This window comes from Paenibacillus alginolyticus DSM 5050 = NBRC 15375 (assembly GCF_000422905.1).
GTDB classification, from domain to species: domain Bacteria; phylum Bacillota; class Bacilli; order Paenibacillales; family NBRC-103111; genus Paenibacillus_E; species Paenibacillus_E alginolyticus.
In genome coordinates this window covers 36,055-58,064 of sequence record NZ_AUGY01000020.1, presented here as the reverse complement: position 1 = coordinate 58,064, position 22,010 = coordinate 36,055, and the positions used below count along the sequence as shown (strand labels likewise).

23 protein-coding genes are annotated in these 22,010 nt (G+C 46.1%); 22 read left to right on the top strand and 1 reads right to left on the bottom strand.

Going from position 1 to position 22,010, the window contains the following annotated elements:
* Positions 1–93: 93 nt before the first annotated feature.
* The 5 genes from G519_RS0111055 (at position 94) to G519_RS0111035 (ending at position 4,800) form a co-directional block, all read left to right on the top strand.
* Positions 94–885: an ABC transporter ATP-binding protein gene (locus G519_RS0111055; RefSeq protein ID WP_029194735.1), complete on the top strand. Its 792-nt coding sequence runs from the start codon at positions 94–96 to the stop codon at positions 883–885.
* Entirely contained in the window at positions 886–1,692 is an 807-nt protein-coding gene (locus tag G519_RS42650; RefSeq protein WP_051253323.1) for an ABC transporter permease, read from the top strand.
* A 63-nt stretch (positions 1,693–1,755) separates the two neighbouring features.
* On the top strand, positions 1,756–2,775 hold the full coding sequence (locus tag G519_RS0111045) for an ABC transporter substrate-binding protein (protein WP_127527963.1): 1,020 nt from the start codon (positions 1,756–1,758) through the stop codon (positions 2,773–2,775).
* A gap of 166 nt (positions 2,776–2,941) precedes the next feature.
* Positions 2,942–3,865: a LysR family transcriptional regulator gene (locus G519_RS0111040; protein WP_029194733.1), complete on the top strand. Its 924-nt coding sequence runs from the start codon at positions 2,942–2,944 to the stop codon at positions 3,863–3,865.
* Positions 3,862–4,800, top strand: a complete 939-nt coding sequence (locus tag G519_RS0111035; protein WP_029194732.1) for a LysR family transcriptional regulator — start codon at positions 3,862–3,864, stop codon at positions 4,798–4,800. The genes G519_RS0111040 and G519_RS0111035 overlap by 4 nt, the downstream gene beginning before the upstream one ends.
* Here the strand turns inward: G519_RS0111035 and G519_RS0111030 are convergent.
* Complete coding sequence (locus G519_RS0111030; protein WP_036632656.1) at positions 4,739–5,122, bottom strand: RidA family protein; 384 nt, start codon at positions 5,120–5,122, stop codon at positions 4,739–4,741. The genes G519_RS0111035 and G519_RS0111030 overlap by 62 nt on opposite strands.
* A gap of 244 nt (positions 5,123–5,366) precedes the next feature.
* On the opposite strand from G519_RS0111030, the gene G519_RS0111025 reads away from it, so the two are divergent.
* From G519_RS0111025 to G519_RS0110950, 17 genes are all read left to right on the top strand, one after another.
* Positions 5,367–6,635: an aromatic ring-hydroxylating dioxygenase subunit alpha gene (locus tag G519_RS0111025; RefSeq protein WP_029194730.1), complete on the top strand. Its 1,269-nt coding sequence runs from the start codon at positions 5,367–5,369 to the stop codon at positions 6,633–6,635.
* Positions 6,636–6,647: 12 nt separating this feature from the next.
* Positions 6,648–6,878, top strand: a complete 231-nt coding sequence (locus tag G519_RS0111020) for a hypothetical protein (RefSeq protein WP_029194729.1) — start codon at positions 6,648–6,650, stop codon at positions 6,876–6,878.
* Positions 6,879–6,882: 4 nt separating this feature from the next.
* Positions 6,883–7,629: a class II aldolase/adducin family protein gene (locus G519_RS0111015; RefSeq protein ID WP_029194728.1), complete on the top strand. Its 747-nt coding sequence runs from the start codon at positions 6,883–6,885 to the stop codon at positions 7,627–7,629.
* Positions 7,630–7,644: 15 nt separating this feature from the next.
* Positions 7,645–8,508 (top strand): carboxylating nicotinate-nucleotide diphosphorylase, encoded by an 864-nt coding sequence (gene nadC / locus G519_RS0111010; RefSeq protein WP_029194727.1) that lies wholly within the window; start codon positions 7,645–7,647, stop codon positions 8,506–8,508.
* Between the two features lie 63 nt (positions 8,509–8,571).
* Positions 8,572–9,519, top strand: coding sequence for a DMT family transporter (locus tag G519_RS0111005; protein ID WP_029194726.1), 948 nt, complete (start codon positions 8,572–8,574; stop codon positions 9,517–9,519).
* A gap of 136 nt (positions 9,520–9,655) precedes the next feature.
* The gene (locus G519_RS0111000) at positions 9,656–10,438 is read left to right on the top strand and encodes an IclR family transcriptional regulator (RefSeq protein ID WP_029194725.1); all 783 of its coding nucleotides are present in this window, start codon (positions 9,656–9,658) and stop codon (positions 10,436–10,438) included.
* A 68-nt stretch (positions 10,439–10,506) separates the two neighbouring features.
* Positions 10,507–11,220, top strand: coding sequence for a class II aldolase/adducin family protein (locus G519_RS42645; protein ID WP_051253322.1), 714 nt, complete (start codon positions 10,507–10,509; stop codon positions 11,218–11,220).
* Between the two features lie 30 nt (positions 11,221–11,250).
* Positions 11,251–12,501: an aromatic ring-hydroxylating dioxygenase subunit alpha gene (locus G519_RS0110990; protein WP_029194724.1), complete on the top strand. Its 1,251-nt coding sequence runs from the start codon at positions 11,251–11,253 to the stop codon at positions 12,499–12,501.
* Positions 12,502–12,506: 5 nt separating this feature from the next.
* Positions 12,507–12,677 carry a hypothetical protein gene (locus G519_RS50120; protein ID WP_154669563.1) on the top strand — a complete coding sequence of 57 codons (171 nt, stop codon included), beginning with the start codon at positions 12,507–12,509 and terminating at the stop codon, positions 12,675–12,677.
* A gap of 37 nt (positions 12,678–12,714) precedes the next feature.
* Positions 12,715–13,917 carry a Gfo/Idh/MocA family protein gene (locus G519_RS0110985; RefSeq protein ID WP_029194723.1) on the top strand — a complete coding sequence of 401 codons (1,203 nt, stop codon included), beginning with the start codon at positions 12,715–12,717 and terminating at the stop codon, positions 13,915–13,917.
* A gap of 56 nt (positions 13,918–13,973) precedes the next feature.
* The gene (locus tag G519_RS0110980; protein ID WP_029194722.1) at positions 13,974–15,077 is read left to right on the top strand and encodes a TAXI family TRAP transporter solute-binding subunit; all 1,104 of its coding nucleotides are present in this window, start codon (positions 13,974–13,976) and stop codon (positions 15,075–15,077) included.
* Positions 15,078–15,145: 68 nt separating this feature from the next.
* Positions 15,146–17,110, top strand: coding sequence for a TRAP transporter permease (locus G519_RS0110975; protein ID WP_029194721.1), 1,965 nt, complete (start codon positions 15,146–15,148; stop codon positions 17,108–17,110).
* A complete protein-coding gene (locus tag G519_RS0110970) occupies positions 17,092–17,775 on the top strand; it encodes a cysteine hydrolase family protein (protein WP_029194720.1) in 684 nt (227 codons plus the stop codon). Before G519_RS0110975 ends, G519_RS0110970 begins: the two co-directional genes overlap by 19 nt.
* A 132-nt stretch (positions 17,776–17,907) precedes the next feature.
* The gene (locus G519_RS0110965) at positions 17,908–19,476 is read left to right on the top strand and encodes a spore germination protein (RefSeq protein ID WP_029194719.1); all 1,569 of its coding nucleotides are present in this window, start codon (positions 17,908–17,910) and stop codon (positions 19,474–19,476) included.
* A 5-nt stretch (positions 19,477–19,481) separates the two neighbouring features.
* Positions 19,482–20,591, top strand: a complete 1,110-nt coding sequence (locus G519_RS0110960) for a GerAB/ArcD/ProY family transporter (RefSeq protein WP_029194718.1) — start codon at positions 19,482–19,484, stop codon at positions 20,589–20,591.
* On the top strand, positions 20,588–21,763 hold the full coding sequence (locus G519_RS0110955) for a Ger(x)C family spore germination protein (protein WP_051253321.1): 1,176 nt from the start codon (positions 20,588–20,590) through the stop codon (positions 21,761–21,763). The genes G519_RS0110960 and G519_RS0110955 overlap by 4 nt, the downstream gene beginning before the upstream one ends.
* Positions 21,760–21,987 carry a hypothetical protein gene (locus G519_RS0110950; RefSeq protein ID WP_029194716.1) on the top strand — a complete coding sequence of 76 codons (228 nt, stop codon included), beginning with the start codon at positions 21,760–21,762 and terminating at the stop codon, positions 21,985–21,987. The genes G519_RS0110955 and G519_RS0110950 overlap by 4 nt, the downstream gene beginning before the upstream one ends.
* The last annotated feature ends 23 nt before the right edge of the window (positions 21,988–22,010 follow it).

The following is a 22,010-nucleotide window of genomic DNA, read 5'->3' as shown; positions in this document are numbered from 1 at the left end:
GGAACGGTATATTGAGGGAAGAAGGAACTGAACGCTAAGCTTAAAAAGAGAAAATTGTAGCTTTCTATGATAAGAGGGAGTGGGAGGAGAAACATGACAGCGATTCTAGAATTTGAAAACATTAATGTTGTTTATAATGCTGGGCATCCAAATGAAGTCCATGCTCTGAAAGAGGCCTCAGGACAAATACAAGAAGGTGAGTTAATCTCTATTATTGGTCCAAGCGGCTGCGGTAAAAGCACCTTGCTTCATACTTTAGATGGGCTTGTTCGACCGGCTTCCGGCTCCGTAAGCATAAACGGCCGCAAAATCGAAGGTCCGGGCGGGGAAAAAGCAATGGTCTTTCAAGATTTCGCTTTAATGCCTTGGCATACGGTATTTCAGAACGTAGCTTTTGGCTTAAGGCTTTCTGGCAAATCCAAGAACGAAATCAAAGATCATGTTATGCACTATATTAAGATGGTTGGACTTGAAGGCTTTGAGAATAAATATCCGCATCAACTGTCAGGTGGGATGAAGCAACGCGTTGGGATTGCTAGAGCGTTTGCCGTTGAACCAAAGATCCTGTTGATGGATGAACCGTTTTCCGCAATAGATGAACAGACCCGCGAAATTATGCAGGAAGAAGTTCTGAAAATCATGTTGAACGAAAAAAAGACCGTTATTTTTATTACTCATTCTATTGATGAAGCCGTATTTTTGTCCAGTCGAGTATTTCTTATGACTGTCCGTCCTGGAAGAATTATCACTGACTTGAAAATAGATATTCCATACCCAAGAACACTTGAGACGAAGTCTTTACCCGAATTTCAAGAATATAAATCCATTATTTGGAATCACCTGAAGGCTGAGGTCACTAGACAATATAAAAAAGGAGAGGTGTAAATGGCAAATATAGTTTCTGTCAGTAACAAGTCGATGAATGTAAAACGTAAAAGTTTTGCAATTCCGCCGGCAGTTTCATATCCCGTTTATTTAATTGGAGCTATTTTAATTATTTGGGAAATCATTGGTCAAGCTGGAGTTATTGATCCGTTCATGTTCAGTTGGCCAAGCAAAATTTTAATTCAAGTATGGGCGTTTTTGATGAATGGCACACTATTTCAACATTTATATGTAAGCGCTATCGAAGTAGGATTAGGTTTTGCAATGGCTTTAATTGGAATACCTCTTGGACTCATATTAGGATATTGGAAAAAATTGGAATATGCATGCGATCCGATTATTACGGCATTATACACGACCCCTACCGTAGCTTTGACACCGCTGTTTGTATTATGGTTTGGTCTTGATACTTTATCCAAAGTCATGATGGTATTCATGATGTCGATTTTCCCTATTCTAATCAATACGATGGCAGGTGTTAAAACGACGGATAGCTCCCTGATTAAGGCCGCTCGTTCTTACGGAGCTACAGAGTTTCAACTGTTCAAAGAGGTCATATTCCCGTCGACGCTTTCTTACATCATTACCGGTATACGTTTGGCGATCGGAAGGGCATTAATTGCCGTTGTCGTCGCAGAAATGCTTGCCGCTAATAAGGGGATAGGTTACGCCATTCGCCATGCGTCCGAACTTTTCCGTACATCCGAATATTTGGGCTATGTCGGTGTTCTCATGGTTTGTTCAATTGTGCTTACCATACTGCTTAAAATGATGGAACGTAAGATAGCACCATGGCGTCAGCATTAAGCAGCATTACAGGAAAATTGGATCGGGTTGTTCTTTAAGTTGTACAAGTGGGGGGAAGAAATATTGCATAATCGACGGATTATTAATAGGAGTAAGCTTCCATTAGTAATGCTGCTAGTCTGCTTATTAGCAGTCGGTTGCAGCAGCACGAAAACGACAAAATCAAACGAGTCTGCCGGTCAAACGAAACAAAAGCCGGATACCTTAACGACGGTGAAAGTATCAACCGTTTCCAATACGTTTGATTTTATACCTTGGTATGTTGCGCAATCTAAAGGTATATTCGAAAAATATAATCTCAAGGTTGAGTTTGTATCCGTCGATGGCGGTGTTGTTGCGCTGCGAGGCTTGCAAACGGGGGATTTCCAGTTTATTGCGAGCCTTCCTGAGTCCATTGTTACCGCTGTGTCCGGGGGGGCAAATATCAAAATCATTGGCTCTCTAAGCAGCAAAACGTTATTCTCCGTATTTGTATCACCGGAAATCAATAAGCCGGAAGATCTAAAAGGCAAGGCTGCGGGCATCTTGCAGCCAGGGAATGGCGTTGATATTCTTATGCGCTGGTGGTTGAAAAAACATGGTCTAGAGCCGGATAAGGATGTAAGAATCGTTTCATCCGGCGCAACCCCGGCACGATTAGCTGCTTTGAAAAACGGACAGGTTCAGGTTACATTGCTCCAGCCTCCCAACGATTTGAATGGGGAGAAGGCCGGTATGAAACGTTTAGCAAATCTTAGTGATGAGTTAAAAGACTATAATCAAGATGTCATTGCTACAAACGGAAATCTACTGAAAAAACCTGAGGTGGCACGGGCATTTATGGCAGCAACAGCTGAAGCGATTCAATTTGTTAAGGATCCAGCTAACTATAAAGAAGTGGTAGAGATTGGGATGAAATCAATCGGAACCGATGAGGAGATAACGACGAAATCTTTTATTTATACCGCTAAAGCTATTCCGGATAAAGGGAAGCTTAATATCGAAGGGATCAAATGGGCCATCGATGCGGTAAAAGAAGTCGGCGGCATTAAAGAGGATTTGCCGCTTAACAAGCTTGTTGATGAAAGTTTTTATGCAAAGTAATCAATAAATCCCCAACCAAAGAAGCCGGTTCTACACAGACCGTGCTTCTTTTTGGTATGGGCATTAATGGAATGACCTGTTCCGCATGGAGGCATAGCCCCGTATTATTGCTGCGATCCTATTTGTAGAATAAGTATTAAAGACATGATGACAAGGGTGAATTCGAATGAGCGTCCCGCCGATAGAAATCGATTTGTTGATAACGTTTCAACGGGTTGTCACATTAGGGAGCATCAGCAAAACTGCTGATGACATGTATTTGTCGGTATCTGCCGTCACCGGAAGAATCAGAACCTTGGAGCAAGAGATCGGCGCCCGATTGTTTGTCCGAACGGGCCGGCGGATTGAGCTCACGGCTGCGGGAGCCGCTTTCGTCAAACATGTGGAGCGGTTTATGGAACTGATTGAAGAAGGCCGAAGCCGAATTCATACCAAGGACAGAACGGATTCGGGGCAGCTGCACATCGCGGCGACGCCGTTCTTCACCAGTTACCTTCTGCCTGACATGATCAAGCGGTTCCGCGAGAAATACCCGATGGTGAGGTTGAAGTTGTCCGCTTGCTCTAATTCTCAGGTATTGAATTTAGTCTCGCAAGGGAAGGCAGACATTGGCATGGTTCAGGAGGAGCCGAAGGAGGAAGGCCTAATTGGTTATCCTTTGTATCACGACTTGTTATTTTCTGTGGTGTCGAAGGGACATCCGTTAACACGGCTTGAGGCTCTCAGCTCGGAAGACGCCCGGGCGTACCCCGTACTTGGTTTCCAAACGAGCTCGGAGCCATGGGCTTTTCTGGAGCAATGGTTCTCCCGACAGAAGCTTTTCCCTAGGGTACTTATGAATTTTGACCATCCGGAAACGTTGAAACGATATCTGGAGCCGTTTGACGCTATCGCGTTTCTACCGGGGCTTACCATTGCCGATGAACTGAAGGAGGGAGAGCTTGTCAGCTTGCGAATGACACCTGAACCCAATATCGGATTCCCTTTGTTTATGGTTTTCCAGAGCGGGATTTCTAATAGCCCGAATGCGCATGCCTCTCAAGCCTTTAGTGAGTTTGCTTCTCAGGCCATGGCCGGGGGTGCAGTATGAATGTATTCCACTTGGATATGCTCGCATGCTTGATGGAACATGGCAGCTTAAGCCGGGCGGCCAAAGAGCTTGGCGTATCGCAGCCCGCTTTAACGATGCGTATGAAGACGCTGGAGAACGAGCTTGGCGTACCTTTGGTTAGCCGATCGGGTAATCAGCTGACCGTAACCGCCGCCGGTATAGCGTTTAACGAGCGTGCTCAACGATCGCTGCGAGTGCTTAAGGAAGGGCTTGACCTGCTCTTGGAGACTCAGGGCTGCACGAAAGTACGACTGTCCGTGGCAGGAACGCCGACCCTAATGACCTACTTTTTGCCACCGCTGATAGGTGGATTTATCCGCAATCGGCCGAATTGGGATATGCCGTTGCATACCGTAAGCACGCGCGAAGTGCTGGAAATGCTTTTTGACGAGGTGGCTCAGGTCGGATTTATCAGCGGACATCTAGAACACCCGGACATGATTTGCCTCCCGATCTGCACATATCCGTTTTGGCTCGTTGCGCCGCCGGAACATCCGCTGGCCAAGTGTACAAGGATCCATATTTTTGACCTGACACATGAACCTCTGCTTATCAACGTTAACGAATCCTACTCGTCTTATATGATCCGTTATTTGTTTCGGGAACACGGCGTGCTTATGAACGTTGTCATGGAATTAAATCATTCTGATGCGGTGAAGCGGATGGTGATGGCCGGTAACGGGATTGCTTTTCTTCCATCCAGTGTCGTGGAGAAAGAGATTGAGGCCGCTAAGCTCATGGCACTGCCGCTTCAGCTAAATCGGCCTCTAACAAGGGTAATTCATCTAATCTTCCGGAAAGCGATGATGGGACATCCGTCACTCGACGAACTATTGAAGCATTTAGAGTTAACTAGCCTAAATACGCCATGGTCTCAATTTCGAGAAGGGCATCGGGATGAGCCAAGCGGCTGATTTCCAGAAGCGTGCTGGCCGGTGTGTCATGGCCAAAATATTTTTGCCTGACAGGTGAAATAACGGGACGGTCTTCTATATTCGTTAAATAGATGTTCAGTTTCACAATGTCGGAGAAGGAACCTCCCGCTTCAAGCAGGACCGCTTCGATATTTTTGAATACTTGCTCCGCTTGAGCTGCGGCATCGCCCAGACCGACAATTTGCCCATCGCTGTCAGTGGGCAGCATGCCTGAGATCAACAGCACATTTTCGAATAGAACCCCATCGCTGTAAAGGACAGCTTGTTTTTTCGGCAGTTGGATACGTGTAATTGTTTTCATCTTCGTTCACTCTCCTTTATTCATGCATCCATGACCTTGATGATCATGGGTCATCTCTGATCATAAATCATTTTGCTGTAATATGTTAAGCTGTCGTTCCCGTATGTGAAACGTTCGGCTTGTAGGGTGAACAAATTTGGGGATACGATAAAAGTGCCGTCAAATTCTTACAGCTCCACTCAAAGATCCCAAAGCGGAGAGACTTTGAGCTCCACTCAAAGATCCCTATATTAGGAGGTAACTCATGCTAACTCAGGAACAAAATGAAACGCTTATTCGCGTAGGAAAAGGAACCCCTGTAGGGTCTTTGTTACGCAGGTATTGGTTCCCTATTGCAGCTGGCTCCGAGTTAACGAAAGCGGGAACAAAAAAAGTTAAAATATTAGGCGAGGACTTGGTGCTTTACCGTGACAAATCGGGGAAGCTGGGGCTAGTTCAGGAGCGCTGCCCTCACCGTGGGGTATCCCTGGTATACGGAATTCCAGAGGAGGATGGCATCCGCTGTCAATATCACGGATGGTGTTTTAATCATCAAGGAGCTTGTACCGAGCAGCCGAACGAACCTGAACACAGCACGTTCAAGGATCGAATTAATATTTCAGCTTATCATACGGAGGAATTAGGCGGCTTAATATTTGCTTACATGGGACCTGAGCCCGTACCGGTACTGCCCAAGTATGATCTTTTTGTTAAAGAAAACGTCATTCGTACCATTGGTTACGCAGAAATTCCCTGCAACTGGCTGCAAATTATGGAGAATTCCTTAGACCCGATTCACTTGGAATGGCTGCATGGGCGCTATTTCGAGCATGTGTTTGAACAGCAAGGCCGTCCTGTGGAAGAATGGCCGATCAGCAAGCACCATGTCAAAATAGGCTTTGATAAGTTTGATTACGGCATCATCAAGAAAAGGGTATTAGAAGGTCAGACCGAGGAGTGTGAGGATTGGGCGATCGGTCATCCCGTTGTATTCCCTAACATGCTGCGGGTCGGAGATTTGGGGGCGCATACATTCCAAATTCGTGTACCCATGGATGATACACATACCTATCATTTCTGGTACACCTGCTTTATTCCTGTCTCCGGGATTGAAGTTCCCAAGGATTATCCGATCAGCCTGTATGAAGCTCCGTTGAAAGATGAGAACGGCCAATACATTACAGACTATATTGACGGTCAAGATATGATGGCATGGGTGACGCAGGGGGAAATCGCCAACCGGACCATTGAGCGCCTTGGGACTTCAGACAAAGGTATCATTATGTTCCGGCAAATGGTATTGGAAGAACTGGCGAAATTAGAAAAAGGGCTGGATCCGATATGTGTTTTCCGGGATCCTCAAGCAGCCGAACATATCAAGCTTCCTCAGGAAGAAGACAAATTTAGCGTTGGTGACCTGCTGTCTGGTGTAGCGAAGGATTGGAATACCCGCTATGCTCCTAACTTAGATGAGATCATTTCGCTCTGTAAGCATGGCAAACCGCTAACTGGTTCAAGCAGTCACAACACATAATGGAGGCGTCACATGAGGTACTTCAACCAAGCTTCCATCGATACGAATGAAATTCGCAATCCAATCAAGTTCTGTCCATGCTGCGGAGAATCACTGCGTGATCCTAAAAGTTTGCTAAACGTTTTTACAGAAGGCGAAGAGTTGGTTTACTTTTGCTGGTGCAGACATTGTACTTGGCGCGGCGAGATTAAGGCTATTACACGTGTTCTAGCTCCTGAACTCGCATCCGAAAGGGAGGCGTAGAGTCATGAACGAGCATGTACAAGAATGGAGAAGCAAGGTCGCGCAGTCATGCCGCATTTTGGCAATGGAAGGTCTTGTCGAGGGTATTTTAGGTCACGTCAGCGTTAGAATGAATGATCAGGAAATGCTGATCCGATGCAGAGGGGAACAGGAAACCGGAGTTCGTTATACGATGAGCGATGCCATCCGTTTGGTCGATTTCGACGGGAAAGGAAATGACCTGATAGGACGGTATGAAGTCCCTAAAGAGCTTCCGATTCATGGCGAAATTTATAAAAGCCGTCCGGAAGTCGGCTGTGTTATTCATGCACACCCGCCGTCAGCATTGATTTGCGGAATTTCCGAATTGGCGTTTAAGCCGATTTTCGGAGCTTTTAACATCCCTGCGATGCGTATGGCTCTGCGAGGAATTCCGGTCTACCCGCGTTCAGTTCTAGTCACCCGCCCAGATCTGGCTGCACCGATGATCGAAATCATGGGAGATGAGCATATTTGTCTCATGAAGGGGCACGGCATAACCGTAACGGGGAAAACACTGGAAGAGGCAACCATTCGCGCTCTTAACTTTAACATCCTAGCGGAAGTAACGTTAGAAACGGCCAAACTGGGCAAAGGCGCCTCAAGCATTCCGCCTGAGGACATCGAAGAATTACCTGATTTGGGCTCTACTTTTAACGATATTTGGGCTTGGAGGCACTATATAAAGAAATTGGAAAAGGACGATCGGCTTTTGGCCATATCTGATTATTAATGGAGATGAGATCTTATGTATATCAATCCGCATCATTTGCAGCAGCAGGTCCGCCAGTGGCTAGAGGAAGATGTCGGTCCGGGGGATGTGACGTGTGAGGCTACGGTTCCGGCGGAGCTTCAGGGGAAAGCGATTTTGCATTCAAAAGCGGAGGGGATTTTTGCTGGGATTCCAGTATTAACCGCTGTTTTTCACGAAGTGGATCCGACTTTGATGGTGAATTCGTTCATTCAGGATGGGAGCCGGATCAGCAATGGAACGATCATCGCGGAAGTTTTCGGGAACGTACATGCCATTTTAAAAGCGGAAAGGGTTGCGCTTAATATTGTTCAGCGGCTTTCCGGCATCGCATCCAAAACGAACCGTTTAGCAGAAAAAGCGAAGTCTAGGAACCCTCAGGTTAGGTTGGTGGACACACGGAAAACGACGCCGGGTCTACGTATGCTAGAGAAGTATGCGGTTCGTGTGGGAGGTGGCAGCAACCACCGCTACGGTTTGTTCGATGCGGTTTTGATCAAGGATAATCACATTAAGGCTGCCGGAGGACTGTGCGAAGCGGTATGGATGGCGCGGAAGACGGTTCCTCATACGATGATGATCGAGGTAGAGGTAGAGAACCTGGAACAAGTGTCTGAAGCACTGGAATCGAAAGCAGACATCATCATGTTTGACAATATGCCTATTGAAATGATGAGGCAAGCCGTTGCGATGATTGGAAAGGCCGCCGTAACCGAGGCCTCCGGAGGAATAAGTATCGCTAACATCGCCGAGGTTGCGGCGATCGGCGTAGACGTCATCTCCATGGGAAGTCTAACCTACTCTGTGGAAGCGTTGGACATCAGTTTGGACTTATATGCTAAAAAACCAGTATACTCATAACGAGAAGGGCCCCTTGTGGGCTTTTCTTGTTATTGAGGAAAAATTCGAGAAAAAAGGTGACATATGGGTGAGCTATTAGCTTTATTGTCCATGATGCTGTTTGCCATCAACATGATCGTTACAAAGATGGCAACGTCCCGATTGAGTTTAACAATCGGATTTTTTATTTCCGCATCGGTCAATATTATTTTTTCTACATGCTTGTTTGCAGTTGATTACATGCTTAAAGGTGAAGTTCAGCCATTTCATCTGACGGCTTTTATGTTATTTTTAGTGTCCGGAGTATTCACGACTTTCTTGGGGCGATGGTTCTTCTTTGAGACGATTGAAAGGTTAGGGCCGGCTAAAGCGAGCACCTTTCAGACAAGCAATCCCCTATTTACGGTTTTGATTTCGTGGGCTGTATTGGGGGAGTCTTTAAGTGTCAGTAAGTGGTTTGCGGTGATCATTGTTTTATCGGGATTGTTTCTAGTTAATTACGTGAAACCAAGACAGGAGTTGACCGAAGTCACGAACGCTGCTGATTCAGAGATTGCAGTCTCCAGGCAAAAAGGCTGGAATGTGCCCCGGACGTTGTTTCACCCTTATATCGTTTTGGCGCTTCTAAGCTCGTTAAGTTATGCAATCGGAAATATTTTGAGGGGAACAGCCATTCAGCAGTGGAATGAACCCATACTAGGGGCCTTGATCGGAGCCGTTGTTGGACTTCTTCTTCATATGACGTTCAGCATGAAGATAAGTACCATCGCGAATCAAATTCGAAAGGCTGATCGTCGAGGTTTTTGGCTCTATGTGATTAGCGGAACCATCACAATAACTGCGCAAATCTTATATATTGCGTCTATGAAATTGCTGCCCGTATCAATCGCAACGGTGATCAATATGTCTACGCCGATTCTTGTTTTGCCGATTAGCTATTTTATTCTAAAGAATCAAGAAGGGATTACTTGGCGGACTTTACTTGGTGTTCTCATGGTGCTGGCTGGGATCAACGTGATTATTTTAATGTAAAATAATCATTCGGAATCTTTAATAGCAGTATTAATAATTCCGAAAAATACAATTCGTTTCAGCGATTATAATGGAAGCATACCACATTACGAAATGAGTTCCGCATCGTGGAATGATGACTATGAGGGGGAGGCTCATGAACGCTGAGCGTGAGAAAGTCCAATCGTTGGAAAGGGCTTTACGTATTTTGGATTGTTTTACGATGGAAAAACCGGCGTTGTTTCTTGGCGAGATTGCCGAGAAGAGCAATCTCTCCAAAAGCACCGTTCATCGGCTTCTCGCGACGATGGCCCTGTGCGGATACGTCAAACAAGATGAAAACAATCAGAAGTACAGCTTAAGTTTACAAGTGTTCAAATTAGGGTCTATCGTAGGCGCGAATATGTCCCTAAGAAGCGTTGCTTTATCCTTTATGAAGCAACTATGCAGTGAGATTTCCGAAACGATCGTTTTGAACATCGCAGATGGGGATCATCGGGTATGTATTGAAATGGTGGAGAGTTCCGAAGCCGTGAGAAATTTTGTGAAAGTTGGCCAGCGGGTTCCTCTGTGTCAGGGAGCATCCAGTATGGTACTGCTAGCCTACAGACCAGAGGATCAACAGCGACGAACGATCGATCAAGGCGAAATTGACGGGCAGCTTCTAATTTCAAAACCTGAGCTTTTGGATCGACTAGAACAGATCTCACGAATCGGGTATTGTACTTCGGTAAACGATAGAATATTGGGAGCTTTCGCTGTTTCATCACCAATTTTCGATCATCACGGTCGCGTTGTCGCCAGCTTAGGCGCAGTTGGCCCCGTTCAAAGATTAACGGAAAATCGGATGCAGTTCATCATAGAGAAGGTGACACAAAGTGCCGTTCAAATTTCCTCCGCTATGGGTCATTCCGGTGTCAAGGTGGAAACAGGTAAGTAAGACAAGAGATTTTGTAAGCGCTATTTTAAGGTGATTATTTTATTCATTTGGATTGAAGGGGTGTTGTGGTGGATACTCAAGTTGATGAATTGAAATTGCTCGTTGTGAAGGCTGTCAGGATGCTGGAACGTATCGAGCTATTGGATAACAACGGCCATGTCAGTGTACGAATACCCGGAACTGACCGCTTTCTTATCAATTCACGTAAAGCGAGCCGGGCTTCACTTTCCGTTAGAGATATCGTTCTGTGCGACATGGACGGCAAGCTGCTCGAAGGGGATTCGGAGCCCCCAAGCGAGTTCCACATCCATACGGAAATCTATAAGAGAAGAGACGATGTCGGCAGTGTGGTTCATAACCATCCTCATTATCAAACCGTGCTGGGCATTGCCGATGTTCCTTTAAAGCCGGTATTTGGGGTCGGGGCCTTTGTTCAGGACGTTCCGATGTTCGAGGATTCCAGTCTCATCAATACCCGAGAATTAGGCATACAATTGGCTGGAAAGTTAGGGGAGAAAAGCTCCGTGCTGCTTCGCCATCATGGAACAGTTGTTGCTGCAGAAGACATTAAAAGCGCATTTACGATCTCTGTATTCTTGGAAGAAAATGCGAAAAAGCAATATGATGCCTCATTGCTAGCGCCAAGCATAAAGGTATTGGAGGGTGAGAATTTGGAGCGAACCCGAACCTCCAATTGGCAGCCGAGCATTATTCAAAAATTGTGGACCTATCATCAGGAGAAAGCGGAAAAGCAAGGTGCACTCAGCGGAATTACAGAGTAGTCGCAATCTATTAAAAGGAGGACGATCAACATGATTAGTCAGGAACAAAACGATTACATTACTCAAGTCGGTCCAGGGACACCATTAGGTAATTTACTCCGTCGTTACTGGTTCCCGGTGGCTGCCGCTTCTGAGCTGAAGGACCAATATACGAAAAAGGTTCGCCTGCTAGGTGAAGACTTGGTTTTATACCGCGACAAGTCAGGCAATCTAGGGTTGGTCCAGGAACGCTGCCCGCATAGAGGTGTTTCCTTAGTGCACGGAATCCCCGAAAAGGATGGGCTCCGCTGCCAGTATCATGGTTGGTGCTTTAATGCCGAGGGACAGTGCATCGAGCAACCGAACGAGCCGGAGCACAGCACCTTTAAAGATAGGATTAAAATCGCAGCCTATAAAGTCCAAGAAATGGGTGGACTGATTTTTGGCTATATGGGTCCCGAACCTGCTCCGCTCTTACCCTGTTTCGACGGCTTTGTCGTTGACAACGCGATCCGTGTCATAGGTCAAGCGGTACTGCCGGTGAACTGGCTTCAGATTATGGAAAATTCGATGGATCCGGTTCATACGGAATGGCTGCACGGGCACTACCATGAATACATCACGGCCCAGAGTGGTACGAAGCAGGAAGTAGCCTTTCAACGTAAGCACCTGAAAATCGAATTTGACCGATTCCAATATGGCATCGTCAAGCGCAGATTGCTCCATGGTCAAACGGAAGAGAGCGATGATTGGAAGGTTGGCCATCCGGTCGTGTTCCCTTATATGCTGGCAGTCGGCAGCGGCGGGCTAGGAACATACGCATTCCAGATGAGGGTGCCGATTGACGACCATCACACTTGGCACGTTTGGTATAACGCTTATGTGCCCGGACCGAACGTGGAGATTCCAGAGCAGCTTAAAGAAGTATGCTTGTACGATGTACCTTTCAAAGATGCAAACGGAGAATTTATTACCGATTATATTGACGGGCAGGACATCATGTGTTGGATCACACAGGGAGCCGTTGCAGACCGAACCAACGAAAAGCTGGGTACGACGGATAAAGGCATCATTTTGTTCAGACAAATGCTGAAAGAGCAGATCGCGAAGGTCGAGAATGGGGAGGAACCGATTAATGTGTTCCGCGACCCGGCATCCAATCAATTCATTGAGCTCCCGCTTGAGCGGAAAAAACACCATTTCAGCGAAGGCTTCGCAAGTATTACACAGCGCTTTCAGACGAAATATTGCCCGATAGTCAAGGATTTAATTGACTTATTCGATAAGGTAGGAGTCCATTAATAGGAGTGGAGCAGCGATGGAACCGGGAGCGGTCAATTTTTGCAACGGATGCGGCAATTCCATGCACGACCCCAAAAGCATCATCATTGAATACTGGCATTCTCATAACACCGTTTATTTCTGTTGGTGCCACGCCTGCGGCTGGAGGGGAGAAGTGGTGGAGGTCCGGCGTATGATAACGACAGAGACGGAAGAATAAAGGAGGTAATGCCCATGAGTTCCGATCTAGGACTGCAAACCCCGGTGATCCGTATAGGGATCGCCGGACTCGGAACCGCAACGAAAGCGATGCTTCCCGCTTTCCTCAAACATCCAGGGATCGCCATTACAGCTGCCGCTTCCTTGGATGAGGAACAGCTTCGCAATTTTAAAACGGACTTCCCCGTGGAGACCTATCGGAGTGTCGAGCGAATGTGCAGCTCCCACGATGTGGATGCTGTGTACATCGCTACTCCGACACAATTCCATACGGTGCATGTCATGCTTGCCGCCTCTGCGAAGAAGCACATGATTTTGGAAAAGCCGATCGCCGTATCATTGGAAGAAGGACTGCAGATGATCGCAGCTGCAGAAGCGGGAGGTGTGACGATGGTAGTCGGGCACTCTCATAGCTTTGACCCTCCTATTTTAAAGATGAGAGAAGTGCTCGAAAGCGGCACGATCGGGAGGTTTAGAATGGCCCATACCTGGTGCTATACCGACTGGATGTACCGTCCCCGTATGCGAGAGGAACTTCAAACTGAATTGGGCGGAGGGGTCACCTTCCGGCAAGGGTCACATCAGTTCGATATCATCCGTTTAGTGGGTGGGGGCAAGGTTAGAAGTATAAGAGCGTCTACCGGTGTCTGGGATTCCCAAAGACGGACGGAAGGCAGTCATGTTGTGTTCTTCGAATTCGAAGACGGTGCCTCCGCAACCGCCGTTTATAACGGTTATGACCATTTCCATACAACCGAATGGACCAATGGCATCGGTGAATGGGGAGAGCAGGTGAAGCCCGGGGGCTATGCTTCTAATCGAAAGATAATAAGGGCGCTAGACACCGAACAGGAGCAGCACCTAAAAAGCCGCCGTTCCGGTTACAGCGGAAAGCAATCTATGATTCATGCTGATACGGGGCTACAACAGCCTTTCTTTGGTCTCACTGTGGTCAGCGGGGAACGGGGCGACATAAGGCAAACGCCGGAAGGCCTCCTGGTTTATGGAGAAGAGGGTGTAGAACAACTGCAGCTTCCGAATGATGTCAACGGACGTGATATGGTCGTAGAGGAATTTTATCAATCGGTGATCCATGGGAAACGTCCTGTTCATGACGGGAGGTGGGGGCTGGCAAACCTAGAAATATGCTTAGCCGCTTTACAATCCTCAAGGGAAAAGAAAGAGATAGGGTTAAACTATCAGGTAGCGGTGAAATAATTTTTCGAAAAAAGCTAATTGTAAGCGATTTCATTCAAATTGGGGGATGACCACTCATGAAACAAATAAAATGGAAACGATTGATGCTGATGCTGCTCGCATTCGTTCTATCCACCGGGACTATCGCTTGTTCCAATACGCAATCGGAGAAGCCTGCCGCCGCCAAGCCGACTTCCGGAAATTCCGGAACTGCTTCACAAACGGCAGCGGCAGATCTTAAAATTGACAAAAATAATAAGAGTCCGATGACGGTTACGCTTGCAGGCGGATCGGTCGGCGGTTTTTGGTCGGGTTTGGGTCAAGTGATTTCCAAGTCGTTCGCAACTTCCTACCCAGGCTCGGCAGCTACCTATGAACCGGGCAGCGGCGCGGGGAACATTAAATTAATAGACGATGCGCAAGTCGAATTAGGTATTATTCAAGAAATTGAGGTTATTGCAGCAAGAAATGGAATGGCGCCTTTTAACAAAAAATTTGAAAACTTGATGGCTCTGGCCACCCTCTATGACAATGCCGTACTTCATGTAACGGTCCGCAAAGATTTTGCAGACAAATATGGTCTCAAGAGTCTCGCAGATATTGCTTCAAAGAAAGCTCCCGCACGAATTGGAATCAATCAGAAAGGGAACTTGAACTCATTAGGGTCAAATGCGCTGCTTGAGGCTAACGGCATAACTGAAACTACATTGAAGGAGTGGGGAGGTTCCTTGACCTGGGCAGGAAGTCAACAGCGCTATGAGGCCGTGCAAAACAAACGTATGGACATTATTATGGATTTCGTATTTGCACCGGATGCAGGTTTAGAAGAAACGGCAGTCAATACGAATCTTGTCATGTGGAGTCTTGATCAAAAATCCTTAGATGCTTTGAATAAAGCATGGGGCCTAAAGGAAATTAATGTACCGAAGAATACTTATAAATGGCAGAAAGAAGATGTGAAAACGGTTTCGCTCAGCGCTATCATTCTCGTAAGTAAAAAAGCAAGCGAACAGGATCAATATAAGATGGCTAAAGCTCTAGTTGACAATCTCGAAATTATTCGCGCCTCACACCCATCCATGAAAGAGATCTCTGCGCAAAAGTTGGCGAATACCGGCTCTGTTCCGTTGGCGCCCGGAGCAAAGGCACTTTATGAGGAAGTCGGAGCCATCAAAAAATGAAACCCTTAATGCGAGTGGGAATCCATGAGTCCATGGATTCCCAATAAGATCGAAAGGTGGTATTCGACTTGGCGAATGAACAAACGGGATCAACGAGAGTCGGCTATAAAGAGTGGTTTAGAGAAGGTTTTATGCGTTCGCCCTCCGGTATTTTTCGCATGCTCATCATGATATTGGCCATTGGAGTATCCATTTTTGAGATCTGGCTAGGTGCGTTTGGCTCCATGGATTTATACCAATATTCGGCTATATTTTACCCGTTTGTGCTGGGCGTTACGTTTTTGTTATATAGCTCGAGACAAAGCGTAACCAAAGGCCTTCCAACATGGATGGATATCTTCTATTCCTTACTTTCATTTGGCATATGGATTTTCTTTTTGGTAAATTCGTCTGAGTATTTAAAAAGGATTCCTCAATTCGCCGAGTTGACTTCCATGGAAACATTTGTAGGTATTGCTCTTGTGTTGTTAACCTTGGAAGCAACGCGCCGAACATTAGGCTCCTCCTTGACCATTATCGTGCTTATTTTTTTAGCCTATACTTTTTTGGGGCACTTGATACCGGGAGCTTATTCACACCGATTGATTACGCTTAATCATTTTATTGATGATATGGTTTACACGACTAATGGTATATTTGGGACAACAATTGGTGTCGCCGCTACCTACGTGTTTATGTTTGTCTTATTTGGTGCCTTCTACACGCAAGCCGGAGGGGGGGACTTCTTTTTTAAATTCGCTGCCATGATTTCCGGGCGTTCAGCCGGAGGCACGGCGAAGGTAGGCGTTATTTCTTCCGGGATGTTCGGTATGATCTCCGGCAGTCCTACATCCGACGTATTAACTACAGGCTCGGTCAATATTCCGATCATGAAGAAGGTAGGACTAAGTCCGGTATTTGCCGGCGCCGTAGAGTCAGCAGCTTCAGCGGGAGGAAGTATTTGTCCGCCGATTATGGGCTCCGCCGTATTCTTGATGGCCGAGTATGCCGGTATTCCCTATAGCGATATTGTGATTGCGGCGATTATACCGGCAATATTATATTATTTGGGCATATTTCTTCAAGTGCATTTTCGTTCCAAAAAATTAAACTTGCCTACGATGGACGATGTCCCTAAATTCAAGCAGGTGATGAAAGATGGATGGGTACATCTTCTTCCGATTATTTTCCTGATATGGGGAATCGAACATGGATATACCGCGCCTCTGGTCGCGATAATGACCTGCGGTCTCATTATCGTATTGAGCTGGTTCAATCCGCAAAGAAGAATCGGTTTGGGTAAAATCATCGTTGCCTGCGAAGAAGCACTGCTGCGAGTTGTTCCCGTCACATTGGCTTGTGCGGCTGCGGGGATGTTTATTGATGAGATTATGCTTACAGGACTCGCTTCCAAATTCGGAACGCTCATTTTTCAATTTACTTATGGAAGTGTTTTCCTCACACTGGTGGCAACGGCTTTCATGTGTATCATCTTCGGCATGGGGCTGCCCACTTCCACTTCGTACATCTTGACAGCAGCGCTTGCCGCTCCTCTCTTGATCAACCTGGGAGTCAGTACCTTGTCAGCGCATCTATTTATCGTATATTATTCCGTTCTTTCGTGTATTTCTCCGCCTGTAGCGACAGCTTGTATCGCAGCGGGCAGTATTGCCCAAGCTGACCCGAATAAAATCGGCTGGGCATCCTGCAGGCTCGCTTTAGTAGCCTTTATAATGCCTTTTATGTTTGTGTATGAACCTGCCTTATTGATGGATGGCAGCGTGGGTAAGATTGTAGAGTCCTTGTTAACCGCTGGTCTAGGAATAACCTGCTTGGCAGCGGGCTTTGAGGGTTATTACGGGAAAAACCTGAATTTTCTTGAAAGAATATTGATATTAGCAAGCGGTGTATGCATGATTTTTCCTCAGACCATCATGGATATTACAGGTATCACTCTTATGCTGATTGTCATGCTTCCGAAGTATTTGGGCCGACGAAAACCGATCTTAACCAAAAATGAGGGGGATGAGCTCATTTGGAAGCACAAAGCTTAAAGTCCTGGGTTAAGCGGCTCCCTGAGACAGAGAGGGGAACCTATGAAAGGCTCGGTTACCACACCTATCAAGCCATGGGGAGCAGACCGGCCTTGCTGATAATCGACTGTACGTATGGGTTTACGGGTTCTAGTCCTATGACCTTGGACCAGGCGACTCAAGAATACCGGACTTCCTGCGGAGAGGCCGCCTGGGAGGCGATGCCCGCGATTCGTCAGGCAGCCGAGAGATTTCGCGAGCTGCAGCTTCCTATCGTATACACCTTCATGGACTTGGAGCAAGGGATTTATGCAGGAACGGCGACCAAGCCCAAATCGGTATCGTACGAAGTTCAAGATGATTTTAATCAATTTGCGGAATGCATTCGACCGATGGATCAAGAGTGGGTGATGCCCAAGACGAAAGCAAGCGCCTTTTTCCACACACCCTTACTAAGTTATCTCCTAAAGCAAAAAGTGGATTCTCTTGTGTTATGCGGCGGATCAACATCCGGTTGTGTGCGGGCGACGGCAGTCGATGGATTTTCATACGGTTTTCCGACTTTTGTCATGGAGGATGGTTGTTTTGACCGTTCACGTTTTGCACACGAAAATAATTTGTTTGACTTGGATGCCAAGTACGCTTTGGTACAAACATGGGAAGAATTAAAACCATCATTTTCATAAGAAGTAACACAATGAAGGGGATTTCCTGTAAAAGGGAAAGCCCCTTCTTCGTATTTTTCAGTAATGGATAAAATTGTTAGTTTCGGGTTAACCTCCTATAGATGATTGTGCAAACGGAAAGAAGGGACTTTTATGTTTTTTCGTAATTTGTTTAAAAAGCACAAAACCGTAATCTTGGAACAGCAGGCTGCAGAGCAACAAGCTGCTCTTTCTTCCGATTTAAATCAAAATCTCCAGGTCCTCCGTTCCGTCTATACGGATTGTTCGGACGTGCTATTTCGACCTTTTTTAATTGGTGGTGAAATAGATGCCACTCTCATCTATATCGAGGGGATGTCTAACGTCGAGGAGTTAGAATCCAAAGTGCTTTTCCCGCTCATGCAGGAGACGACAGGGATAACCAGAACCTTCAATGAGTTGATGAAAAAGAAACTATCCGTTGCGAATGTGAAAGAAGCCAAAACGATTACCGATTGTATTGAACACATCTCTATTGGCAACCCGGTGATGCTGATTGAAGGGGGAAATCTAGGATTTGCTTTGGGATTGGCAAAATGGGAGAAGCGTTCGGTTGAAGAACCGACAGCTGAAGCAGTCATAAGAGGCCCACGCGATGGGTTTACGGAGACATTAGGTGTCAACACCTCTTTAATAAGAAGAAAGCTCAAAAGTCCTCAACTCAAAATAAAATCAATGAAAGTAGGTCGATATACACAAACTGAAGTCGTATTCGCTTACATCGAAGGAATCGCAGACAAGACCTTGATTGAAGAAGTGAGCGCACGGCTGCAGCGAATTGAGATAGACGGCATATTGGAAAGCGGGTATATCGAGGAAATGATCGAGGACAACCCATTTTCACCATTCCCTCAGGTTCTTAACACGGAACGACCTGATGTGGTTGTTTCCAACTTACTAGAGGGTCGTGTCGCCATTCTCGTGGATGGCACCCCTTTTGCAATGGTTGTCCCGATAACCATTTATTCTTTGCTTCAGTCTAGTGAGGATTACTATCAACGGTTCATGGTTGGCACAGCTGTGCGCTGGTTAAGGTATTTATTCCTTGTGGTGTCTCTGATGCTTCCTTCGCTCTATGTAGCGGCTCTCACCTATCATCAGGAGATGGTTCCAACGAAACTGCTGCTTAGTATGGCATCATCCCGGGAACAAGTACCCTTTCCGGCACTCGTCGAGGCTTTGATTATGGAGATCACCTTCGAGGCGCTTCGTGAAGCAGGGACTAGGCTTCCTAAACAAGTAGGAGCTGCCGTCAGCATTGTCGGCGCCTTGGTCATTGGTCAGGCTGCGGTTCAAGCCGGGATTGTCTCTGCCCCGATGGTGATGGTTGTTGCGATTACGGGAATTGCTTCCTTTACGATCCCTCGCTATACCGCAGGGATGGCCATTCGCATGCTGCGCTTTCCCATGATGATTTTGGCAGGGACCCTTGGGTTCCTTGGTGTTATGCTTGGGTGCCTCATTATCCTTATCCACTTATGCAGCCTACGTTCCTTCGGTATCCCATATCTGTCCCCGATGGCTCCTATGAAAGGGCGAGATTTGAAAGACGTCCTGATCCGGGCACCCTGGTGGATGATGAAAACAAGACCTCATTTGACTGGTTCATATAACAAATATCGACAGGCTCCCGCTCAGGGACCATCTCTCATCCAAGGAGATGACATTGAAGAAAAGAGGTGAACAACATGATCGAGAAAGGAAATATATCTGCCATGCAAATGGGGATTATGATGTATCCTACGATTTTGGCTACTGCAGTTCTCTTGGTTCCCGCCATTACAACGGAACATGCCGAACGTGATATGTGGCTTTCTCCGTTATGGGCGTCCTTGATTGGATTTCTTACGGTCTATATCGCCTGCCAACTGAACCGTCTTTATCCGAAAGACACAATCATTCAATATAGCGGAACTATTATTGGCTGGTTTCCGGGAAAAGTGATTGGATTTATCTTTATATTTTTTTATTTGCAAATAAATGGCATCGTTATTCGAGAGTACGCGGAATTCGTGGTCGGTATTTTTTTACTCCGTACTCCGATCGTTTTAGTGCTGGCAAGTATGACGCTGGTTTGCGCCTTTGCTGTCCGAGCAGGTCTGGAGGTATTGGGAAGATTGGCTGAATTTATTGTTCCCATTTGGATCTTATTATTTTTGTTGATCATCATTCTCCTTCTACCTGATGTTGAAGCCAAGCATATGTTTCCGATCTTAGAAAAGGGAATCATCCCTTCCATGAAGGGAGCCGCCGTCCCGCAGAGTTGGCTTAGCGAGTTTTTCCTCATCTCTTTTCTGCTCCCTTTTTTGAGAGATCGTGAGAAAGGGATGAAATGGGGGATGATTTCTGTCCTGATCGTCACACTGACCATGGTTGCAACCAATATCGTTATACTTATGTTATTCGGACAACTTACGTCCAGTCTAACCTACCCCGTGATGAACGCCGCTAAATACATTAGTATTGCCGATTTTTTGGAACATCTTGAGTCTATTGTGATGGCTATTTGGGTGGCTGGTACGTTTGTGAAAATCTGCGTGTTTTATTATGCCATTTCATTAGGAACTGCTCAGTGGCTGAATCTGTCTGATTATCGCCCTATCGTCTTTCCTCTTGGCCTGCTGTTGGTATTATTTGCGATTTGGTCGGGTCCTAATTTAGCGGAATTATCAGATTATTTCCGAAAAACCTCCCCTTTTAACTTACCATTGCTCCAAACGGTTATCCCTATGTTCCTACTTCTCATTGCTTACATGAAGAAAGGACGTCGTAAGAAAATGGGAGAGCAGCACGAATGAAAAAGATTCTCTTGATTCTTATCTTTTGTACAAACATACTGCTGCTTACCGGCTGTTGGGATCGAAAAGAAACTAACGATATCTCCATTGTGGATGGGGTCAGTTTAGACAAAAAGGGCGAGTTGATTGAACTTAGCGCTCAAATTGCCATACCGAGAGCCATGGGCGGCGGTCAACATGAAGGTGGCGGAGGCGGAATGTTAACCATGGTAAGAACGGGAGAAGGAGAAACCATAACGGATGCATTAGCAAAACTTCAGGAAAAACTGCCTCGGCGCGTGTTTTGGGGCCATACAAAGGTGATTGTAATCGGAGAGAAGTTGGCTAAAGATGGCATTCGCAAAGAACTGGACTTCTTTGTACGGCATCCGCAGCCCAGCTTTAGGTCCTATGCATTTATCAGTAAGGGAAGAGCAAAGGATGTGTTGCAACTATCCCCCCCTCTCGAGAGAAGCTCATCCGAAGTGCTTCGGGAATTAGCCCTATCGCAGAACTTGATGAAAGTTAACCTAAAGGATTTACTTCTCATGCTGATTGGGGATGAAGGTGCAGCCGCTCTGCCTATGATTGACATCTCGCCGCCAGAAAAGGGGCAAAAAGAATTACAAACGATTGCCTACATAAACCGTACCGCTATTTTTAAGAAGGATAAAATGATAGGAGATATCGATGACTATTTAACGAGAGGCGTGCTGTGGCTTAGAAATGAGATCAAAAACGCCAACATCACAGTCAAGCCCAAAGATGCAAACGGGTCGATATCCGTGATGCTGCTGCATTCGAATACGGAATTGATCCCGAAAATCGAGGATGGAAAGTGGAAGATGACCGTTAGAATCATAACGGAAAATGATCTGATTCAAAACGCAAGCCAGTTGAATTCGATGAATCCAACCTTTACAAAACTAATTGAAACAGAATTGGGAGAAGACCTTAAACGCCGGATCCAATTAGCGCTTCAGCAAATACAGAAAAAGAAAAAAGCCGACATTTTGGGTTTTGCCGGGGTCTTTCATGGAAAGTATCCGAAAGAATGGAATAAGGTAAAAGACCATTGGGATGAGATTTTTCCTACAGTGGAAGTGACACTCGATACCAGGATTAATCTACGTAGACCGGGTAAGGCTACAACACCACAAGGGTTACCTGAAACAGAGGTGAAGAACAAATGAAATGGGGAGCGATAGTGGGAATATCGGTTATAGTTGCTCTCATGGTTTTGTATGAATGGCCAAAAATGGATCAAAAACAGATGAAGGAGAAGGCAGCCTTTCTAGCACTGTCGGGAGTAGGATTCATTTTAGCCATCCTGCTTGTTTTCTTCCCTGACATGCCTGGACCGACCGATTTGGTTAATATGATTTACAAGCCTTTTGGTCAAATTCTTGAAAAATAAACGATCTGATTAGACACCTTACG

Coding starts and splice junctions, on each gene's coding strand:
- G519_RS0110985 (WP_029194723.1), top strand. CDS start 12,715: ATGAGTTCCGATCTAGGACTGCAAACCCCGGTGATCCGTATAGGGATC.
- G519_RS0110990 (WP_029194724.1), top strand. CDS start 11,251: ATGATTAGTCAGGAACAAAACGATTACATTACTCAAGTCGGTCCAGGG.
- G519_RS0110960 (WP_029194718.1), top strand. CDS start 19,482: ATGATCGAGAAAGGAAATATATCTGCCATGCAAATGGGGATTATGATG.
- nadC (WP_029194727.1), top strand. CDS start 7,645: ATGTATATCAATCCGCATCATTTGCAGCAGCAGGTCCGCCAGTGGCTA.
- G519_RS0110965 (WP_029194719.1), top strand. CDS start 17,908: ATGTTTTTTCGTAATTTGTTTAAAAAGCACAAAACCGTAATCTTGGAA.
- G519_RS0111000 (WP_029194725.1), top strand. CDS start 9,656: ATGAACGCTGAGCGTGAGAAAGTCCAATCGTTGGAAAGGGCTTTACGT.
- G519_RS0111005 (WP_029194726.1), top strand. CDS start 8,572: ATGGGTGAGCTATTAGCTTTATTGTCCATGATGCTGTTTGCCATCAAC.
- G519_RS0110955 (WP_051253321.1), top strand. CDS start 20,588: ATGAAAAAGATTCTCTTGATTCTTATCTTTTGTACAAACATACTGCTG.
- G519_RS0110950 (WP_029194716.1), top strand. CDS start 21,760: ATGAAATGGGGAGCGATAGTGGGAATATCGGTTATAGTTGCTCTCATG.
- G519_RS0111035 (WP_029194732.1), top strand. CDS start 3,862: ATGAATGTATTCCACTTGGATATGCTCGCATGCTTGATGGAACATGGC.
- G519_RS0111020 (WP_029194729.1), top strand. CDS start 6,648: ATGAGGTACTTCAACCAAGCTTCCATCGATACGAATGAAATTCGCAAT.
- G519_RS0110980 (WP_029194722.1), top strand. CDS start 13,974: ATGAAACAAATAAAATGGAAACGATTGATGCTGATGCTGCTCGCATTC.
- G519_RS42650 (WP_051253323.1), top strand. CDS start 886: ATGGCAAATATAGTTTCTGTCAGTAACAAGTCGATGAATGTAAAACGT.
- G519_RS0111055 (WP_029194735.1), top strand. CDS start 94: ATGACAGCGATTCTAGAATTTGAAAACATTAATGTTGTTTATAATGCT.
- G519_RS0111015 (WP_029194728.1), top strand. CDS start 6,883: ATGAACGAGCATGTACAAGAATGGAGAAGCAAGGTCGCGCAGTCATGC.
- G519_RS0111025 (WP_029194730.1), top strand. CDS start 5,367: ATGCTAACTCAGGAACAAAATGAAACGCTTATTCGCGTAGGAAAAGGA.
- G519_RS0111030 (WP_036632656.1), bottom strand. CDS start 5,122: ATGAAAACAATTACACGTATCCAACTGCCGAAAAAACAAGCTGTCCTT.
- G519_RS0111040 (WP_029194733.1), top strand. CDS start 2,942: ATGAGCGTCCCGCCGATAGAAATCGATTTGTTGATAACGTTTCAACGG.